The organism is Paenibacillus sp. HJGM_3, assembly GCF_045062745.1.
Classification (GTDB): Bacteria; Bacillota; Bacilli; order Paenibacillales; family NBRC-103111; genus Paenibacillus_AA.
Genome location: NZ_JBJGED010000016.1, coordinates 73,637 through 91,940, shown reverse-complemented (window position 1 = coordinate 91,940; position 18,304 = coordinate 73,637). Strand labels below are relative to the sequence as shown.

General features: G+C 53.9%; 16 protein-coding genes. All 16 read left to right on the top strand.

Annotation, left to right across the window (positions count from 1 at the left end; genetic code table 11):
• Nucleotides 1-44 precede the first annotated feature (44 nt).
• The 16 genes from ACI5FR_RS18265 to ACI5FR_RS18190 all read left to right on the top strand — a co-directional run bounded on the left by ACI5FR_RS18265 (nucleotide 45) and on the right by ACI5FR_RS18190 (nucleotide 18,195).
• Nucleotides 45-1,004, top strand: a complete 960-nt coding sequence (locus ACI5FR_RS18265) for a transposase (RefSeq protein WP_405456857.1) — start codon at nucleotides 45-47, stop codon at nucleotides 1,002-1,004.
• 180 nt (nucleotides 1,005-1,184) lie between these two features.
• A complete protein-coding gene (locus tag ACI5FR_RS18260) occupies nucleotides 1,185-3,887 on the top strand; it encodes a stalk domain-containing protein (protein ID WP_405456856.1) in 2,703 nt (900 codons plus the stop codon).
• Nucleotides 3,888-4,002: 115 nt separating this feature from the next.
• Complete coding sequence (locus ACI5FR_RS18255; protein ID WP_405456854.1) at nucleotides 4,003-5,160, top strand: sensor histidine kinase; 1,158 nt, start codon at nucleotides 4,003-4,005, stop codon at nucleotides 5,158-5,160.
• Nucleotides 5,161-5,164: 4 nt separating this feature from the next.
• The gene (locus tag ACI5FR_RS18250; RefSeq protein WP_405456852.1) at nucleotides 5,165-5,878 is read left to right on the top strand and encodes a response regulator; all 714 of its coding nucleotides are present in this window, start codon (nucleotides 5,165-5,167) and stop codon (nucleotides 5,876-5,878) included.
• Nucleotides 5,879-5,991: 113 nt separating this feature from the next.
• Nucleotides 5,992-6,396: a glycosyltransferase family 2 protein gene (locus tag ACI5FR_RS18245; protein WP_405456851.1), complete on the top strand. Its 405-nt coding sequence runs from the start codon at nucleotides 5,992-5,994 to the stop codon at nucleotides 6,394-6,396.
• A gap of 90 nt (nucleotides 6,397-6,486) precedes the next feature.
• The gene (locus tag ACI5FR_RS18240; RefSeq protein WP_405456849.1) at nucleotides 6,487-8,904 is read left to right on the top strand and encodes a helicase-related protein; all 2,418 of its coding nucleotides are present in this window, start codon (nucleotides 6,487-6,489) and stop codon (nucleotides 8,902-8,904) included.
• A gap of 262 nt (nucleotides 8,905-9,166) precedes the next feature.
• The gene (locus tag ACI5FR_RS18235; protein WP_405456847.1) at nucleotides 9,167-9,697 is read left to right on the top strand and encodes a ComF family protein; all 531 of its coding nucleotides are present in this window, start codon (nucleotides 9,167-9,169) and stop codon (nucleotides 9,695-9,697) included.
• A 60-nt stretch (nucleotides 9,698-9,757) separates the two neighbouring features.
• The gene (locus ACI5FR_RS18230; protein WP_405456845.1) at nucleotides 9,758-10,180 is read left to right on the top strand and encodes a flagellar protein; all 423 of its coding nucleotides are present in this window, start codon (nucleotides 9,758-9,760) and stop codon (nucleotides 10,178-10,180) included.
• Between the two features lie 137 nt (nucleotides 10,181-10,317).
• Nucleotides 10,318-10,590: a flagellar biosynthesis anti-sigma factor FlgM gene (gene flgM / locus ACI5FR_RS18225; RefSeq protein WP_405456842.1), complete on the top strand. Its 273-nt coding sequence runs from the start codon at nucleotides 10,318-10,320 to the stop codon at nucleotides 10,588-10,590.
• Nucleotides 10,591-10,639: 49 nt separating this feature from the next.
• Complete coding sequence (locus ACI5FR_RS18220; RefSeq protein WP_405456841.1) at nucleotides 10,640-11,134, top strand: flagellar protein FlgN; 495 nt, start codon at nucleotides 10,640-10,642, stop codon at nucleotides 11,132-11,134.
• Between the two features lie 56 nt (nucleotides 11,135-11,190).
• Nucleotides 11,191-12,777, top strand: coding sequence for a flagellar hook-associated protein FlgK (flgK, locus tag ACI5FR_RS18215; RefSeq protein WP_405456839.1), 1,587 nt, complete (start codon nucleotides 11,191-11,193; stop codon nucleotides 12,775-12,777).
• Nucleotides 12,778-12,809: 32 nt separating this feature from the next.
• On the top strand, nucleotides 12,810-13,706 hold the full coding sequence (flgL, locus tag ACI5FR_RS18210) for a flagellar hook-associated protein FlgL (RefSeq protein WP_405456838.1): 897 nt from the start codon (nucleotides 12,810-12,812) through the stop codon (nucleotides 13,704-13,706).
• A gap of 39 nt (nucleotides 13,707-13,745) precedes the next feature.
• The gene (locus ACI5FR_RS18205) at nucleotides 13,746-14,318 is read left to right on the top strand and encodes a DUF6470 family protein (RefSeq protein ID WP_405456836.1); all 573 of its coding nucleotides are present in this window, start codon (nucleotides 13,746-13,748) and stop codon (nucleotides 14,316-14,318) included.
• A gap of 125 nt (nucleotides 14,319-14,443) precedes the next feature.
• The gene (fliW, locus tag ACI5FR_RS18200; RefSeq protein ID WP_405456833.1) at nucleotides 14,444-14,935 is read left to right on the top strand and encodes a flagellar assembly protein FliW; all 492 of its coding nucleotides are present in this window, start codon (nucleotides 14,444-14,446) and stop codon (nucleotides 14,933-14,935) included.
• A complete protein-coding gene (csrA, locus tag ACI5FR_RS18195) occupies nucleotides 14,916-15,173 on the top strand; it encodes a carbon storage regulator CsrA (RefSeq protein WP_405456831.1) in 258 nt (85 codons plus the stop codon). Before fliW ends, csrA begins: the two co-directional genes overlap by 20 nt.
• 196 nt (nucleotides 15,174-15,369) lie before the next feature.
• Entirely contained in the window at nucleotides 15,370-18,195 is a 2,826-nt protein-coding gene (locus tag ACI5FR_RS18190) for a flagellin N-terminal helical domain-containing protein (protein WP_405456830.1), read from the top strand.
• Nucleotides 18,196-18,304 lie beyond the last annotated feature (109 nt).

The following is an 18,304-nucleotide window of genomic DNA, read 5'->3' as shown; positions in this document are numbered from 1 at the left end:
TGTTGTATAATATAGGAAATTGAAGAAAAAAAGGGGTTGGGCCGTTGAGAAGAATAGTAGTACTCGCTCATTTGGATAAGAAATCAAAGTTAAAGATGAAGCCCATCAAGGAAACTCGCAAAAGCAGACAGCTAGAATATATGGCGGCTAAGGCGTATGCGGAGGCCATAGTCAAGCAAGCGACAACGTTCAAACCAAGCAAATTCCACAATTTCGGAGCCCTCACCATTTCCGACCACATTACATTTTCCGAGATCCCGAATCACCCCTTCTGGAGCAAAATCGAAAACCGTATCGACTTCACTATCGCGGATCACTTATTTACCCGCCTGTACACTCCAACAGGAGTTCGTCCTTATGCTCCCACACTTAGGCTAAAAATTAAGCTAGTGCAGGTCTTTGAACAGCTGTCACCCGCCGATCTGGAATTAAAGCTTATGTTCGACATGGCAGTCCGCCGGTTCATCGGCATTCCTATGTCTTTTAAGAAATTCGATATGCATGCTTTAGCTTTGACGGGATCACCGCTCGAAACCGTGGTGTTAGAAGCATGTCTCATCCAGCTGCTGCTCCAGGCCAAGCCTTACTTATCCAAAAGAAGCGATAGCGAAGCCGGATTCGACCAGTGGTTCTCGGATTATGTGAGTTCCGATCGGTTGGCGAGCTATCCACGAATCTTGAATGGAGTGCTGAAACTAGTCCAGCACCTCAGGCAAACCCATCCTGTGCTGATCCGGTATGCCTACAAACAATTTCCGCTAGACGAATGGCTAGCACGCAATCAACAACACTCCTCGATCCACGAGAAGGCGAACGCCATCAGTCTGATGTCGATCCGAGCTATGATGTTCCTGAACTGGTTTGATTCCGACGAAGTACGCACTTTGTTACGGATATGGAAAGACCCCGTCCAACAACTTCGCTCCCTAGAACTGCAAGCGCTGCTATACGAAAGCCTATGCCCAACAGCCTTCCAACCTGCAAAAGAACCCGTGCTAGTATAACCTGAGATTCGCGCCTCTCCATCCTCTCAAAAGTCGAACTCTGCTACGAATGCTATAAAGCAGGCCTAAAGTCACGTTCCGGCGACAACCGGTAAAAAGATCGTAACTTTTTGGCTAAAAGCAGAGTCTATATTACTAGAGAGAGATACCAACTAACGAGAGATGGAGAGGAAAAAGGTTATGTCAGGCTTCCAATCAGTCCCCCCTCAAGCAGAACCTACTGCCCAAACGAAGAAACGGAAACTCATCCCCGCCTTAGCCGCGGCCGTGCTCCTGCAGGCCATATGGACGACAACCGCGATTCCGGCCAAAGCAGCCAGTCCGGCCGATTCACCCGTGACGTTCATCAGTCAGGAGCCGCTGACATATGGTGCCATCCTGAAGCACTATGAGTACAATTTCGACCGCAACAAAACGCCGGTAAAAGTAAAAGCAGACGTAGTCGAGGTCGACCTCCAGAACCCGATGGTGCGTCTGGATACCATGGCCGGGACTAAGGGGCAGTTCACGAAGAAGCAAACCGTGCGCGAAATGGCGAATGAGACCGGCGCGGTAGCCGCGATCAATGGGGACTTCTACAATACGCAGGCCGAAGGGGTGCCGATGGGCCCGCAAGTCATGAGCGGCAAGCTGCTCGCGACGCCTCCTTATTTGCCAGGCTTTTTCTCCTTTGCCCTAACAAAGGACAACAAGCCGATCGTAGATCTCTTCACCTTCCAAGGCCAAGTGACGGCCAAAGACGGAGCGACCTATCCGCTGGGCGGGGTGAACAAGACCTATTACTGGTTCGAAGCCGATGGGATCCACGAGCAGGACAAGCATAGCATGATCGACGGACTGTTCATGTACACGAATACGTGGGGACAGGTCGACCGGTCCAATGACGGGGTAACCGTCCCGACCGAGGTTCTAGTGCGGAACGGAGTCGTCGAAAAGATTGTAACTACAGGCATTATCAATGAGATCGCTCCCGTCGACGGGTACATTCTAAGAGCTTCCGGGAAAGCTGACGAATTCGTCCGCCAGCACCTGAAGGTAGGGGACAAGATCGCAGCGGATTATAAAGTATTCGGACAGGATTTTAGCAAAAATTACGACGCGGCCAACTTCAAAATGATGATCGGCGGCCATACGATTTTGGTCGATGAAGGCAAACCGTCCTACTTCTCGCGAGATGTGTCGGATATTGGCGGCTATCGCTCCAGAACGGCGATGGGGTATTCCAAGGACCAGCGCTTCGCGTACTTGATCACAGCGGACAATGCAGGCGACAGCAAAGGGCTCAGCTTGCCCGAACTGCAGCAATTCATGATCAAGATCGGGGTCTGGAAAGGGTTGAACCTCGACGGAGGCGGATCCACGCAATTGGTCACCCGGCCCCTGGGCGAATTCCAAACGGTCTTGACCAACAACACCGAGTATGGAAGCGGGTACGAGCGTAAAGTGGTGAACGGCGTAGGGGTGTTCTCCATGGCGCCGAAGGCCGACGTCAAGGACATTCTGGTGAAGGGGCCTACAACGTTGTTCCTTCAGGAGAAGGCCTCTTATAGCCTAAAGGCCTACGACAATTACTACAATCCGGTCCAATTCGGATCGAATGGGGCCCAGGCCCAATGGTCCAGCTCGCAGCCGATCGGGACGTGGGAAGGCAACACATTTACCGCTCAAAAGCCAGGAAAGACGACCTTGACGGTAACCTCCGGAACAGCAACGAAAAAGCTGGATGTGGAGATTATCGGACGGGACCAGCTGAGCAGCCTGAAGATCCAACCGTCATCCAACGTGCTGCTGCCGAACGCGATATACAGACTTCCGGTAGTCGCGACTACAAAGCAAGGCGTGACACGGACGGTACCGGCTCAAGGGATTCAATGGAAGCTGGAAGGCTTCAAAGGGCAGTTCGACGGCGACAAGCTGACGGTGCAATCGATCGACCCGGGCGTCAAACTGGGACGCGTGTATGCGCAATACGACGGGTTTACGACGATGCTGACGCTGCCGCTGGGGCAGATGCAGACATTGCTGGATTTTGAGACGGACAAGGCACCGGTCACATTCACCGGTTTCCCGGCAGAAGTGAAGGGGACGGCGAAACGCCTATCCGCGGCGAATGTACCTTCGGGCGCTTACGCCTTGTCGATTAATTATGATTTCACGGGTGGAACCGGCACGAAAGCGGCTTACGCGGTACTCGGTGGCAGTGGCATTCAGGTGCAAGGCCAACCGCAGACGCTGTCGGTGAAGGTGAAGGGCGACAACAGCTTCAACTGGGTGCGTGCCGAAGTGATCGATGCGAAAGGCGCATCAAAGCTGATCGATCTGAGCCAGAACATGAACTGGACGGACTGGAAGACGCTCACGGCCGATCTTAGCTCTTATGGCGTCGCCTATCCGATTACGCTGAAGCGGCTGTACGTGGCGAATCCGGCCCAAGGACAGGACGAGCGCGCTAGTAAAGGCGAAGTGCTATTCGACGACGTTTCGTTCCAATATGCGCCAACGGTCGACGCGACACGGAATCTCGTCAAACTGGCGATCAATCGCACAACCATGACGGTCAATCAAACAACCATCGAGCTGGATCAAGCGCCGATTCTGCACAAAGACAACACCATGGTGCCGGTACGGTTCGTGGTAGAAGCCATGGGAGGTCAATTGACCTGGAGCGATGCGGAACGCAAGGTGACGGTGGTCAAGGATAGTCACTACGCGGAGATGTGGCTCGACAAGCCGGACCTAATTATCGATGGGCAAGTGGTTACGGCGGAAGTAGCTCCCATGCTGGTAGGGGAGCGGACCATGGTGCCTCTAAGACTTTTGTCGGAGAAAATGGGATGGAAGGTAGGATGGGATCAATCGACATATTCAGTCACGCTGGAATAATTTAGTTCCATATCATCACGTCAAAAGCTCTAGAAATATGGTAGTATGTAGAGAAGGAATATGGGATTCCGGGACGGATTCGTTCTCAAATGCGAAAAAAGGGGCTCTGGTTGGCTTGCAATTCGATGCGATCGACAAAGTCATTAAAAACGCCATAGGGGTCATGGAGTCTAGCAAATATCAAATCTTTGAAATTGCCGAAAGCGTGCGTTCCGAATGGGAGGCGCTGAACAAGGAACTCCAGCAGGTGAAGGACGAAGCCTCCCAGATGATCGATCAGGTCGACCGGCTTGAGATTGAATACAAACGGGCCAGAATCCGGCTTACGGAAGTGAGCCGGGATTTTCACCGTTTCAAGGAAGAGGACATCCGGGTTGCGTACGAAGCGGCCACACAGCTTCAACTGCAGCTGACGATTGCGAGGGAGAAGGAGCATCAGCTAAGAAACCGGCGGGACGAGCTGCAGAAGCGGATCAAGAACCTGGAGCGGCAAATAGAGCGGGCGGAAGCAATCGTCATGCAGATGAACGTCGTGCTCGAATATTTGTCCGGCGATCTGAATCAGGTAACCCGTATTCTGGAGTCGGCCAAAAACCGGCAAATCGTAGGGCTGAAGATCATCCTCGCCCAAGAAGAAGAGCGCAAGCGCATAGCAAGGGAAATTCATGACGGACCGGCGCAAGCGATGGCCAACATCGTACTACGCTCGGAGATCGCCGAGCGGATGCTGGCGCGGAGCGAATACGGGGCCGTCAAGGAAGAGCTGTCCGATTTGAAGACGCAAGTGCGATCCGGACTGGAGGAAGTGCGCAAAATTATTTTCAACCTCCGGCCTATGGCGCTTGACGATCTGGGGCTCATCCCAACGCTGCGCAAATACATACAGGATTTCGAGGATCGCTCGCGGATCCGGATGAAGTTCGAAGTCGTAGGTGTCGAGAGCCGGCTTCCCTCCGCGATGGAGGTAGCCATCTTCCGCCTCGTACAGGAAGCGCTATCGAATGTGGTCAAGCACGCCAGAGCCAGTTATGTATTCGTAGAAGTGACGTTCCAAAAGCAGATGGTCAAGCTCGTCATCCAGGACAATGGAGTAGGCTTCAGTCTCGAACGGATGGAGCTGCAGATCAACAAAGGCAATTCGCATTTCGGCATCATGGGCATGCGGGAGCGCGTCGAGCTATTAGAGGGCCGCATGGACCTGGAATCTGCCGTGAATGCCGGAACCAAAATCGTCATGCTGATTCCGATCAGCGTCGAATTCAAGGAGGATTGAGGCAATGGAAGCAAGCCGCACCGTCAATATTGTCATCGCCGATGACCACCAGCTGCTGCGGGAGGGCGTCAAACGGATTTTGAACATGGAGATCGATTTCGAGGTTATCGGGGAGTGCGGAGACGGCATCCAAGTCGTCGAGCTGTGCAACGAGCTTCGTCCGGACGTCGTGCTAATGGACATCAACATGCCGATCGAGAACGGCGTGGTGGCCACGGAGCGGCTGAAGGAGTTTTTCCCGGAGATCAAGGTCATCATCCTATCCATTCATGACGATGAGAGCTACGTGTTCGAGACGCTGCGCAAAGGGGCTTCCGGCTACTTGCTGAAGGATATGGAGGCGGAGTCGCTCATTAATGCGATTCGGTCCGTCGTGGCGGGGCATGCTTACATACATCCGAAGGTAACCGGCAAGCTGATCAACCAATTGCGGCGCATGACCTATCTGGATACAAGCGGAGTGGCCGGGGGAGACAACAGCGCGCGTGAAGCGGGCGTGAAGTACATCCATCAGCCGAATAGCCCGCTCACCCGTCGGGAGGCGGAAGTGTTGCGTCTGCTCGCGGAGGGCAAGAGCAACAAGTCGATCGGCGAGATTTTGTTCATTAGCGAAAAGACGGTTAAGAACCATGTGAGCAGCATTTTGCAAAAAATGGAGGTTGAAGATCGGACCCAAGCGGTCATTATCGCGATTAAAAATGGGTGGGTGACCTTATAAGCAACGCGCTTCGAGCGCCTCAAAAATATACGGTTTCCTAAAGAATAGGACCGGCAGAGTTGGAACCATAGGCAGCATAACGGCATATACTGGATTTAAGGGAGGGTGCCGCTATGATTGTCGGATTGCTTTTGATTGTGGGAAGCTATGGTTCGGCTATTGCTTTGGTCCATTTTTGTCATTCCGTGTTTCGCTGGAACCGAAGGAAGCCGCTGACTTATTTGTTGATCACGAAAAACAACGAGCTTCATGTGGAATGGTACCTGCGCTCCCTGCTGCTGTTCTCCTGGTTCAAGGGTCGGAAGGTCAAGGTGCATTTGCTGGATGAAGGCTCGACCGATGAGACGCTAACGATTGTGAAACGCATGGCCGCCGATCGGCCGGAGGAAATCGAGTGCATGCCCTTGGTTGGCCCCGATGCACTCGATCAGGTGATCGCCCAGTACGAGCAGGAGGAAGTTATTCTGGTGCGTCTCAGCAACGAGCCCGAACTGCAAAAGATTCCGCTAGTTCATTAGGAAATCGCTTTCAATGGAAAAGGTTACTCCTTGGCTGAGATCCAGGGTGACGGTAAACGGGGGAGAAAATTGGAGTTGTCAGGAGGTCATATGAAAGCCGTTTTGTACGCGCTTGTCAGGAAGCTGCAGTGGAAATGGAATGTTAGTGTGGCGGTTGAGGTGGATGGCGCCTTCTGGTTCGAGCCGTACGGTGGAGTGGTCTCCATGGTCGTGCTCGAGCCCGAATTGTCGCTGGGACAAGCCCATGCGCTGCGGATGCAGCTGGAGGATACAAGGCGGCGGCCTCGGACGGAAGAGGGCTGGTTGCGGCTGATTCAGGCTGGGGGACGGGATGCTGGGGTTCCGGAGGCGGTGGCAGGTCAATTCAGGCTGAGGCGTGTTGAGTGGGAGCAATATGTAGGGGGGGAGTTGGGAGGAGCGGGGGAGTATCGGGATGAGCGGGAAGCGTTGGGGGCGGCTGAAGATGTGGGGCGAACGTGGGGAGGGGCTGGGAGCGGCCGAGCTGAGTGGGGGACGATGGGAGCTGCTGAAGCAGTAGGGCCAACGCGAGGAGGGGCTGGGAGCGGCCGAGCTGAGTGGGAGGCGATGGGAGCAGCTGAAACTGTAGGGCCAACGCGAGGAGGGGCCGAGGCTGGGGGGAGCCCTGCGACTGTAGGGACGAGCCGTGCGCCTGAGCTTCGGCTTGACGTCCTGGAGCAGCTGGAGGCGCTGCTCCAGGGCCGCTCCCTCACCCGCGACGAACTCGCGGGCTTGCTCGAGCAGGCGGGCCTCCCCCTCCCCCGGGGGGAGGAGGCCCGGTACCTGCAGGCCGCCGCCCTGCGGGGCGCGGCCCAGCTCTTGACCGGGCTCGAGCGCGTGCCGCGAGCCCGGTGGTGGTGGCCCGCGCGCGGTTCGCGGCGCGGGGCGGGGTTGCGCTGCCGCCGCTGCGGCAGCGGAGGCGCGCGCTTGCACGCGACGGCGTGCCCGCATTGCGGCGGGCCGTGCGCGTACTGCGAGGCGTGCCTCGGGATGGGCCGGCAGCGGCAGTGCTCGCTGCTCGTCCGCGGGCGCGCGCCAGAGCGGCAGCTGCCGGTGGTGCCGCAGCCTGTGCCGCTCGTGGCGGTGCCGAGCGCGATGCCGCCGGCCCTCACGCGTGAGGAGGCGTCGCCGGGCAATGGCGGCGACCCGCTGGCCCGCTGGGGGCTGAGCCCCGCCCAGCGGGCTGCGGTGGAGGCCGCGCTCGCGTTCCTCGCCTCGCCATCTCACGAGCCGGCGCCTAGATCGAGTTCCCGTGCCACTCGAGCTGCCCGCGCCCAAGCGGCCACGCCAGTTCCACGGCCACAATCGCCATCCCTTGCCCCATCCGTTTCGTTGACATCAACGGATGCCTCCGCCTTAGCGACCTCGCCCATTCCCGCGACTCAACCGCCTTCCGGAGCCTCTCGAGCTGCCACCGCCCTAACGGCCACGCCGGCACACCTGCCTCAATCCACCTCTTCAGCACAATTGGGCGCGCCACCGCGCTCGTTCCTGATCTGGGCCGTTACCGGCGCAGGCAAGACCGAGATGATCTACCCGCTCATCGAAGCCGAGCTCGCCCGCGGCGGCACGGTCCTCATCGCCACCCCGCGGCGCGACGTCGTCCTGGAGCTCCGCCCGCGTGTGCAGCGGGCGTTCCCCGAACGGACCCTCGTCACGCTCTACGGAGGGAGCGAGGACCGCTGGAAGCGCGGCGACATCACGCTGGCGACGACCCATCAGCTGATGCGCTTCGGGCCGACTTTCGACCTCGTCATCATTGATGAACTAGATGCGTTTCCCTATCATAATAATCCCGAGCTGCAGTACGCCGCTTCGCAAGTCATCAAACCCGGCGGGACGTACGTGTTCCTGTCCGCCACACCGCCGGCGGCGATGCAGCGCGACGTCGCACGCAAACGGCTAGCTAGTGTGCGCGTGCCGGTGCGCTTTCATCGCCATCCGCTGCCGGTTCCCCGTCTCCTCTGGATCCGCCGTAAAAATCCTCTGCCGCCAAAACTCCAGCGTGCACTAGCCGCTTCTCTGAATCGGGGGGCGCAGCTCTTCATCTTCGTCTCCGCCATCCGAGAGGTCGACCCGACCGTTCAAAGGCTGCAAGCCAAGTTCCCCGGCATCCCCATCGCCGGCACGTCCTCCCAAGACCCGCACCGCACCGACAAAGTGATCGATTTTCGCGAAGGCCGTATACGAATGCTGGTCACGACAACGATTCTTGAGCGAGGCGTCACCGTACCCAAGAGCGACGTGTTCATCCTTCAAGCGGACGCCTCCCTCTTCGATGAAGCCTCTCTGGTGCAGATGGCCGGCCGCGCCGGAAGATCCAAGGATGATCCGAACGGATTCGTATATTTCGCCTCCTCAGCCAAGACCAATGCCCTGGCCGGAGCGATCCGCCAAATCAAGCGGATGAACCGCCTGGCCCGCCGGCAAGGCTTTCTCATCCCACGGACCCAATCCAATGAAGGAGGGGCTTACCCTGCACCCAACTAAAGCGCATCTATGGAAGCTGCTGCACCGGGTTCTACCGACGGGCCTGCGTTCCCTGGAAACTTTGCTGCGTCCTGACACTGATTTGTGCGCCTACTGCGGGCATCGTATCCATTTGAAGCCGAACAGGACCTCCGCTCCAAATTTGAACCGCCTCTGCTTTCGCTGTGCCGAGCAGCTGCAGTGGATCGACCCCATCGAGTGCCTCATATGCGGGCGAGGGGCTCACTGCAACGACTGCCCAAGACGGAAGGAGACCTTCATCGTGGCGAACCGGAGCGCAGTGCGTTATACGGATGCGGTTAAACCCTGGCTCGCCCGCTTTAAGTACCGGGGAGACGAACGATTGAAGCATCTTTTCGTCGATATGCTGGAGAGTACATACCATCGTCATTACAATCCGCGGTCCGGCAGCCTATCCACCCAAATCGATTTCCTTACCTACGTGCCGGTTAGCCGGGAGCGTTTCGAAGAGCGGGGCTTCAATCAAGCTCAATTGCTGGCGGAAGAGCTAGGCTTGCGGTTGCGAATACCGGTGGTCCCGACCCTCCTGCGATCCAAACATACCGGCAAGCAAAGCTACAAGACCCGCGAGGCCCGATTTGAGGATTTGAAGGACGCTTTTGTCATTCATCCCGAGGCTCAAAAACGGATCTTCACTAATCTACCCTATCGTCCGATATGTATAGTAGTCATCGACGATGTCTATACGACAGGCAGTACGCTCAACCATTGCGCCAAAGTAATAAGCCAGCATCTCCCTGCACGGGTTTATGGCTTAACCTGGGCCAGGTGAACGCATCCACACCGGTATTGGAACGCAGGCCCGCTCACAAAAATCAAGGGGTGGTTTTCAATGGCTATGAATCTGGATAATTGCCCTCAATGCGGCAAGGTGTATGTCAAAAATAACTACAATATATGTCCGGCTTGCTTGAAGGGAATCGAAGATCAGTATCGACTGTGTGTGGAATATTTGCGGAAGCATCGGTCTTGCAGCATGCATGAACTGAGCGAAGGCACCGGGGTAAGCGTGCGCATGATCACCAGATTCATACGGGAGGGGCGGATTACGAACCGGGAGGCGCCCAATGTTCAAACCGCTTGTGAAGTGTGCGGCGGTTCCGTGAAGGATGGGACGATCTGCGACACATGCAGGATGAAGCTTAGCAAGGACATGAACCATCTGAAGGAAGATGTGCTGCGTCGGGCGGAGGAAGAAAGGAAGAAGAATCCGACTTTCCAAATCAAGGACCGGGATGACAATAAACGACTTTAAACGATGCCGAGTCCTGTCGCAGAAATACCACTAATTACCCACCGCGCTGCTCTAAACAATAGGGTGGCGCTATCCGATAAATGAAATATGAAACGGGTTCCAGACCGTTTGGAACTTATAGAGCGGGGTGTGTCGGAATGAAAATCAATGGTATCCATTCGGTTGGAGGAACGAATCCTTATAATCGGAACCAAGAGACGCGTACATCGGAGTGGAAGAGCGCACGGGAGAAACAGAAGGATGAGGTCCGGATCTCGTCCGAGGCCCAAGAACTGCTGGAGGCGCAGGGCAGTCCGGATGCACAGCGTCTGCAGAAGCTGCAAGAGCTGAAGCAGTCCGTTTCTACCGGGACTTATCATGTAGAAGCCGGGAAGATTGCGGAGAAGCTGCTGCCGTATTTGAAGTCGTAAGGCCTTCGGGCGGAACTTTGGGCTGAAAGAGCTAGGTGAAGGGCTTTCTATGGAAACGATACTTAAAATCCTGGATCAGATGATCGAAGCGCATCGGAACTTGATCCAATTGGGTCAGGACAAAAAGTCGGTCATCGTCGCCAATGAGGTTGATCGGCTGGCCCAATTGACGCAAAAGGAGAACAAGCTGACCAAGCTGATCGAGGATCTGGAGGCGCTGCGCATTCAGGCCGTGCATGCGTTTCTCCGGGGCAGAGGCTTATTCCCGGCAGGGCCGGTCAGCATTAGTGATTTGGCCAAGCTCGTCGTGAAGGTGGAGGACAAGGAGGCGCTGATGTCTCGCGGGCAACAGCTGGTGACGCTGGTCCGGGAGCTGAAGGCGATCCATTACCTCAATAAGCAGTTAATCGAGCACTCGCTTGCTTACATTGACTATTCGCTCGACCTGTTCGCGGCTTACCCCGAGCAGGAGGCTACGTATACACATCCGATGCACGATCAGTCTTATGCGAATCGCAACCGGATGTTCGATCGCAAGGCTTAACGGAGCGCTGCCGGTGCGCGTTTCTTTTGACAGAGGTATTCGAAAGGGGCAAATCCATGGGTTCCACATTTGGCGGTATCGAAATCTCAAAGCGGAGCTTGTTCTCCCATCAAGCGGCGTTAACCACGACTGGTCATAACATTGCCAACTCCGACACGAGGGGCTACACGCGCCAAGTCGTGAATCTGGTGGCGGCCCGGCCGATGGAAGCCGTAGCCATGGCGCGTACGACCGTGCCCGGGCAATCCGGCCAAGGGGTCGAGTTCACCTCGATTACGCGGATTCGGGAGCGTTTTTTGGATACACAGTTTTACAATGAGAACAAGTCGTTCGGGGAGTGGTCGGTACGCAACGACGCGCTCGAGAAGCTCGAAGCGATTATCAACGAGCCAACCGATACGGGGATCCGCCAAGTTATCACGAACTTCTGGAACGCCTGGCAGGAGCTTAGTAAAATCCCGGACAACCTAACGGCCCGGTCGATTGTCAAAGAAAGCGCAATCGCCATGACCGACGCCTTCAACCATACATCGAAGCAATTGGCTGATCTGAGATCGGACCTGACCGACAACATCAACGTGAAGGTCACGGAGATCAACTCGACGATCAGTCAGATCGCGGCGCTGAACAAGGAGATTTACCGGATCGAAGGGCTGGGCAACGATGCCAACGATATACGCGACCAGCGAGACGTGTTGACGGACGATCTGTCGAAGGTCGTGAATATTAACGTCGTCGAGACGACGAACGGATACAACATTTCGATGGGCAATGTTGAGTTGGTTAACGGCTTTGACGTGTCTACTACGGCCACGGCCGAATTGATGGAGCAATCGTTCGCTAGCAAGGACTTGAGCAGCGGGGATATATTCGGGATGATTACGGCCCGCGACCTGTATGTGAAGGGTTATGACGATCAATTGAATTCTATGGCAAGGGCTATGGTACAGGGTGAAGTGAAGATTACCTTACCAGCGGGAGTTGTTATTCCTGAGGGGACGGTTCTTAATGGTACGACTTATACCGGGTCTGTGACGGCCAGGACATTAACGGCCCCCCTCGAGACGACCGTTAATGGTTTCAATGGCCTGCACAGCCTCGGTTACGTGCTGGGCAACCGCGCTCCGGAGACGGGCGGGGACTTTTTCTTAACCAAAGACGGCGGCACTACTATAACCGCCGGTAATATCAGCGTGAATCCGGTTATTGTGAACAACGTGCAGAAGATCGCCGCCTCGATGAGGACCTACATGGATCCGGTTACGAATACGGAGAAACTGGTCGTGGGCAATAACGACTTGGCCTTGCTCGCGGCGGGGCTGCAGCAAACGAAATTCGACTTTGATCCAGATAAGACTGGGACGGCTGTGTTGAACGGAGGCACGCTGGACGAGTTTTTCCGTGCGGTGGTCGGTCAGTTGGGGGTACAGTCCCAGGAGTCGAAGCGCCAAGCTTTGAACCAGAAAATCATGGTCGAGCAGGTCGAATCCCGCCGACAATCGGTCAGCGGGGTGTCTCTTGACGAAGAGATGTCCAATATGATCAAGTTTCAGCATGCCTACAATGCCGCTGCCCGTGCGCTGACGTCGCAAGACGAAGTGTTGGACAAAGTCATTAACGGCATGGGCCGCGTCGGTCTGTAATTAGTTCATCCAATGACTCGGAGGTGGCTCCTATGCCGTTTCGCGTGACCCAGAACATGATGAATACGCAGCTGCTGCGTAATTTGAATAATAACATGACCCGTATGGACAACCTGCAGAACCAGCTGTCCACGGGACGCCGCATTAATAAGCCTTCCGACGATCCGGTCGGGATTAGCTTCTCGATGCGCTATCGTACGGAGCTGTCTTCGAATGAGCAGTATCAGAGCAATGTGGATGCAGGCTTATCGTGGTTGTCCTTCTCGGACACGATGATGGACCAAGCGGGTTCTGTCATGCAACGAGTACGGGAACTGGCGGTGGCCGGCTCGAACGGGACGAACCCACAGGCGGCGCTCGACACGATGAAGAAGGAAGTCGACCAGCTCTACGAGCAGATGGTCGATATCGGCAATAGCCAGTTCAGCGGCAAGTATGTTTTTAATGGGCAGTTGACGGACGTGAAACCTTATACGCTTGCGAATGCGCAGAATGAGTCTACCGATGATTCCCTAATTGAATTCGAAGTTGGGGCGGGCGTGCGAATTCCAGTTAACGTCTTAGGTGACAAAGTCTTCGGCTATCCGACCGACACAGATAATGTATTCAAGGCGATCAAGGACTTCAGTACGGCTCTTGAAAATGGTGATTTTGCTGGAATTAGTGCTTCTATTGGCGTACTCGACTCCCGTATGAATAAGATGCTGGACGTACGCTCCGACATCGGGGCCAAGACGAACCGGATTGAACTGGTTGAGGCGCGGCTTAAGGATATTTCGCTGAACGTGGAATCGCTGCAGTCCAAGACCGAGGACGCCGACATGTCGATCGTCATCACGAACCTGAAGACCGACGAGAACGTGTACCAGGCCTCGCTTGCTGCCGGGTCCAAGCTGATCCAGCCTAGCCTGATGGACTTCCTGCGTTAGTCATAGTAGTCGAATACGATTGAGAAAGGAGGCCGAAGCATGCCGTCCATTCCTCAAATCCAGATCAAAACAACCCCTGCGATCATGGTCGTGGATGGGGATTTAGGCAAATATGACATGAAGCAGCCTCGGCCGACTTTCGAATTGGAGCAGCCTCCGGCCAAGATGGAGATCCATTCTTCCAATGGGGATTTGGAGATAGATCAGGATAAAGCTTGGGATGCCCTGGCGCTTACGAACATCCTGGAAGTGATGAACCGGATCTTCGATCAGACGAAGAATCTCGTCTTAGAGGCCATCGGACATATCGTGGACGAAGGCAATCAGATGGGCGATATCGCTAAGAACAAACAGCTCATGATTCCGGAACTGGCCAAAGACGTGACGGTCAGCTTCCCGAATTTCCAATATGCCGGTGAAGCCTCTTACGATAACGTGGACATCCACTACACGGCTCACAAACCCGAGATCAACGTGACCCCGAGCGGGATCCGCCTGACCACTCACCCGAACCCGCCAGAGGTTAATTATACGCGCGGAAAGCTTAATATCTATATGCAGCAGTATCCTAGAGTCGAGATTACCCCACCGGCTATTGACGCCCGGTTGTAATGCGCTACAATCAGGGTATGCGGTAGGACAAGCCAGCTCCTCAGGAGCACTTTCACAAGACACCATGCCGTCCGGATCGGGCGGCTTTCTTTATGAAATCCAACGTAACGGGAGTGAACAAGTAAATGTTAGTAAACACGGTAAGGTTTGGCGAACTGGAACTGGAAGCGGATCAGATCATTACATTTGAGCAAGGGTTGCCAGGGTTTGAGCACTTCCGGACCTTTACGCTCCTTACGCCGGATCCGGAGCTCCCTTTTACGTTCCTGCAATCCCTCGAGGACGGCGAAGTGGCATTTATCTTGACGAACCCGTTCCTGTTTTATGATGACTATGAGTTCGAGCTGACCCCGGAAACGGTGGAGCAGCTGCAGGTAGCAGCACCGAAGGACGTCACCGTCTGGTCGATCGTCTCCATTACGGACGAACTCGCGACCTCCACCATTAATTTGCTGGCCCCGGTTGTGATACATGAGAACGCGAGGCTCGGTAAGCAAGTGATCCTGCATGGGAGCGGGTACGTGACGAAGCATCCGTTAATCCCATTGAAGCCAGTTGCGGCATCTCCTGAGACGGCTGCGGGAAAGGAGGCGCGGCATGCTCGTATTGACACGTAAGAAGGGCGAATCGATCATGATTGGTGACCAAATCGAGGTCATTGTGCTCGCTTCCGAGGGAGATACCATCAAGCTGGGCATTCAAGCCCCGAAGCAAGTCCAAGTGTATCGCAAAGAAATTTACACCTCGATCCAACAATCGAACCGAGAAGCGACGCAGAGTGTACTCTCTCCGGAAAAACTTGGAGAAATTTTCCGGAAACAACCGAAAAGCGATGAGAACGAGAGAAAAGTATAAGATCCACCCTGAAAAAGGACAATTTTCGCCAGAAAATAGTCCTTTTTTCCTGCTCAGCCCCCTATAATTTTGTGCGAAAAAACACGATATATATGACAGTCCCTATTTTGTCCAGGCGGCCGACCGGATGAAGTAGTTAGACAGACTCTATTTCCCACAAGGATGTGGGGAATCCAATTCAAGGAGGAAGACAAGAATGAGAATTAATCACAACTTGGCGGCGTTGAACACTCATCGCCAGCTGACAACCAACACTGGTAGCACGAACAAATCTCTGGAGAAATTGTCCTCTGGTTTCCGCATTAATCGTTCTGCGGATGACGCTGCCGGCTTGGCAATCTCCGAGAAAATGCGCGGTCAGATCCGTGGTTTGGATCAAGCTTCTCGTAATGCCCAAGACGCTATCTCCCTGATCCAAACCGCTGAAGGTGCAATGAGCACAACTCATAACATCCTTCAACGTATGCGTGAACTTGCAGTACAATCCGCGAACGACACGTCGACAGATTCCGACCGTTCTCAGCTTCAAAAAGAAATCGTGCAGTTGAAAGGCGAGATTGACCGGATCTCTAGTACAACGGAATTCAATACAAAAAAATTGCTGAACGGCAGCTTAAGCGCATCTAAAGCATCTCAAGGAACAGTAGCTACTTCTGCTGTTATTGATGCAGCAGATATTGCGGCTACCTCTTCTACAACATCTGCTGGATTGCAGATCGCAGTGAGCACAGCAACTGCTGCTCAAGCGGGAACTGGGTATAAAGCCATTGCTGGTGCAGCTCTTGCCGATAATACCATCATCCAAACAGGTATCAATGATACGTTTGATATCAAGATTAATGAAGTTGCGTATACAGACGTAACAATCGCAGCAAGTACAGCAAAAGGTTATACAAAGTCCGAATTTATTGCTGCATTAAACACTGCCATTCAATCAAAAGTTGGAGCAACTGAATGGAGCAATGAATTCAACCAAGCGTTCTTCTCACTCTCTTCAGATGGTCACCTAGTCGCAAACACAGTTGCAACCGGTGCTGGTACAGGCACTACGGAAATCAAGGTTGAAATCGAAGATCCTACCACCAATGGCGCAACAGGTTCAGCTCTGATGGCAATGGGTTACTCCGCTAAAGCAGTGGAGATTAAAGGTACAGTTGACTTGACTGCCTCGAACTTGAAGACAGGTACAGCTGGGAATAACGTCCTCAAAGTTACCCTTGGTGACAACGGTGGCGTAAACGTTGACTTAGAGGCTTATGGTCTGACAGCAAGTACAGCCTATACACTTGGTGAATACAAAACTGCGTTGCAACAAGGTCTGGACGCAGTAATAGGTGTAGGATCAATTACTGTGGGTGACGATGGAAGCGGACACTTAACCTTCACTAACAATGTTGGTACTGGGACATTCTCTATTGCAAATGGTACTGGTACTCTAGGAACTACATTGGGTATCGTTGCGACATCTGCCAGCGTTGCACAATCGGCTAACGTTAACCAGGCGGGTGTTGAGCAAATTAATGCGAACCTTGGTGGGACGGTTATTTCCAAGGACGCAAACGACCAATTCAATATCTCGGTTGATGGTGGCGCTGTTCAAACACTTCGCTTAACCGCTGGGCGGTATGATACCCAACAAAAGCTTGTTGATGAAGTTAATAATCAAATCAGTGCGAATAGTAATCTGGTTGGGAAAGTATCGGCTAGTCTGTCTGACGGTAAGATTGTGTTCAAATCGAATAGCACAGGCGCGTCTTCTGATGTGACTGTCTCAAACCCGACAGCTAACGCACAATCTGCCCTAGCTGCTCTTGGCTTGGCGGGTTCTGCAGGTGACATTAACGGTGCAACAAACATATTGCCGGGTGTTGACCTCAGCACTGCAGCAAATGCCAAGATGGATGTAAGACTCGGTAATCGTACGGTAACGATCAATTTGCAGGATCAAGATATTATCAGCAATACAGCTGCTACAACAAAGACATCAAGCCGCGATGCTATTGTAAAGGCACTGCAAGCTGAATTGGATAAGGCTTTCGGAACAGGCGCATTGACTGTTAACACGGTTAATACAGCCGGGAACGATAAATTAACGGTTACGAACAATGTACGTGGCGCCAACTTCACGATCTCCAACGGTGCAAATAACGGTGCAACAACATTGTTTGGTGCTGCCACCAACACTGCACTTGTAGCAGCTGACGGGAACAACACCAAGGTTGCTGGTTCTTCGGCCGTGGTTCAATCAATTTCAAACAATACATTGCTAACGGATCTTGCAGATTCCGATGGTAATGGAGTAGGCTTGAAAGCGGGCAACGTAATTAATATTATCGGATCACAAAACGGAGTAGGCTTCTCGACGTCGGTCAACGTTTCCGCGACTTCCACCGTGGCGGACGTATTGAATTCGTTGCGTGCGCTAGATCAGTTCGCAGGGGCTACGGTGTCGTTGGATTCTACGACAGGCAAGATCAACATTAGTGGTGCAGCAGGGGCGACGAAGGATATCTCTAATCTGAGCTTCTCCGCACAGAAATCGGCTACGGATGCCTCCATGGTTACAGACTTCAATCGTGTATTCGGCAGCTTCGCGGTAACGCAACAAGCGCAAAATGCCAGCTCCGATAAGTCGCTTGCGATGCAGATTGGTGCGAACCAAGGTCAATCGCTGCAAGTTGACATCAACGATGTGGGCGTAAATTCTCTGCGCTTGAACTCGGTTGACGTGTCGACGGCGAAGGGTGCTCAGGACGCGATCAGTGTCGTGAACAATGCTCTGGAAGTTGTTTCCACAGAGCGCGCAAAACTTGGCGCCTTCCAGAACCGCTTGGAGCACACGATCAGCAACCTGGGTACTTCCTCCGAGAACTTGACTGCATCGGAATCCCGGATCCGTGATGTAGACATGGCGAAGGAAATGATGGAGTTCACGAGAAGCAACATCCTTTCCCAAGCTGCTCAAGCTATGCTTGCTCAAGCCAATCAACAACCTCAAGGTGTCCTGCAGCTTCTTCGTTAAAATTAACTATTTTTCGAGAGGCCTTAGATTTATTTCTAGGGCCTCTTTTTCAAATATTAGGTTGCGGTAACCTTAGTAACATCACTTGTGGAATGTATCATTTATCAAT

Coding starts and splice junctions, on each gene's coding strand:
- ACI5FR_RS18260 (WP_405456856.1), top strand. CDS start 1,185: ATGTCAGGCTTCCAATCAGTCCCCCCTCAAGCAGAACCTACTGCCCAA.
- flgK (WP_405456839.1), top strand. CDS start 11,191: ATGGGTTCCACATTTGGCGGTATCGAAATCTCAAAGCGGAGCTTGTTC.
- flgM (WP_405456842.1), top strand. CDS start 10,318: ATGAAAATCAATGGTATCCATTCGGTTGGAGGAACGAATCCTTATAAT.
- ACI5FR_RS18245 (WP_405456851.1), top strand. CDS start 5,992: ATGATTGTCGGATTGCTTTTGATTGTGGGAAGCTATGGTTCGGCTATT.
- ACI5FR_RS18205 (WP_405456836.1), top strand. CDS start 13,746: ATGCCGTCCATTCCTCAAATCCAGATCAAAACAACCCCTGCGATCATG.
- flgL (WP_405456838.1), top strand. CDS start 12,810: ATGCCGTTTCGCGTGACCCAGAACATGATGAATACGCAGCTGCTGCGT.
- ACI5FR_RS18220 (WP_405456841.1), top strand. CDS start 10,640: ATGGAAACGATACTTAAAATCCTGGATCAGATGATCGAAGCGCATCGG.
- csrA (WP_405456831.1), top strand. CDS start 14,916: ATGCTCGTATTGACACGTAAGAAGGGCGAATCGATCATGATTGGTGAC.
- fliW (WP_405456833.1), top strand. CDS start 14,444: ATGTTAGTAAACACGGTAAGGTTTGGCGAACTGGAACTGGAAGCGGAT.
- ACI5FR_RS18240 (WP_405456849.1), top strand. CDS start 6,487: ATGAAAGCCGTTTTGTACGCGCTTGTCAGGAAGCTGCAGTGGAAATGG.
- ACI5FR_RS18250 (WP_405456852.1), top strand. CDS start 5,165: ATGGAAGCAAGCCGCACCGTCAATATTGTCATCGCCGATGACCACCAG.
- ACI5FR_RS18190 (WP_405456830.1), top strand. CDS start 15,370: ATGAGAATTAATCACAACTTGGCGGCGTTGAACACTCATCGCCAGCTG.
- ACI5FR_RS18230 (WP_405456845.1), top strand. CDS start 9,758: ATGGCTATGAATCTGGATAATTGCCCTCAATGCGGCAAGGTGTATGTC.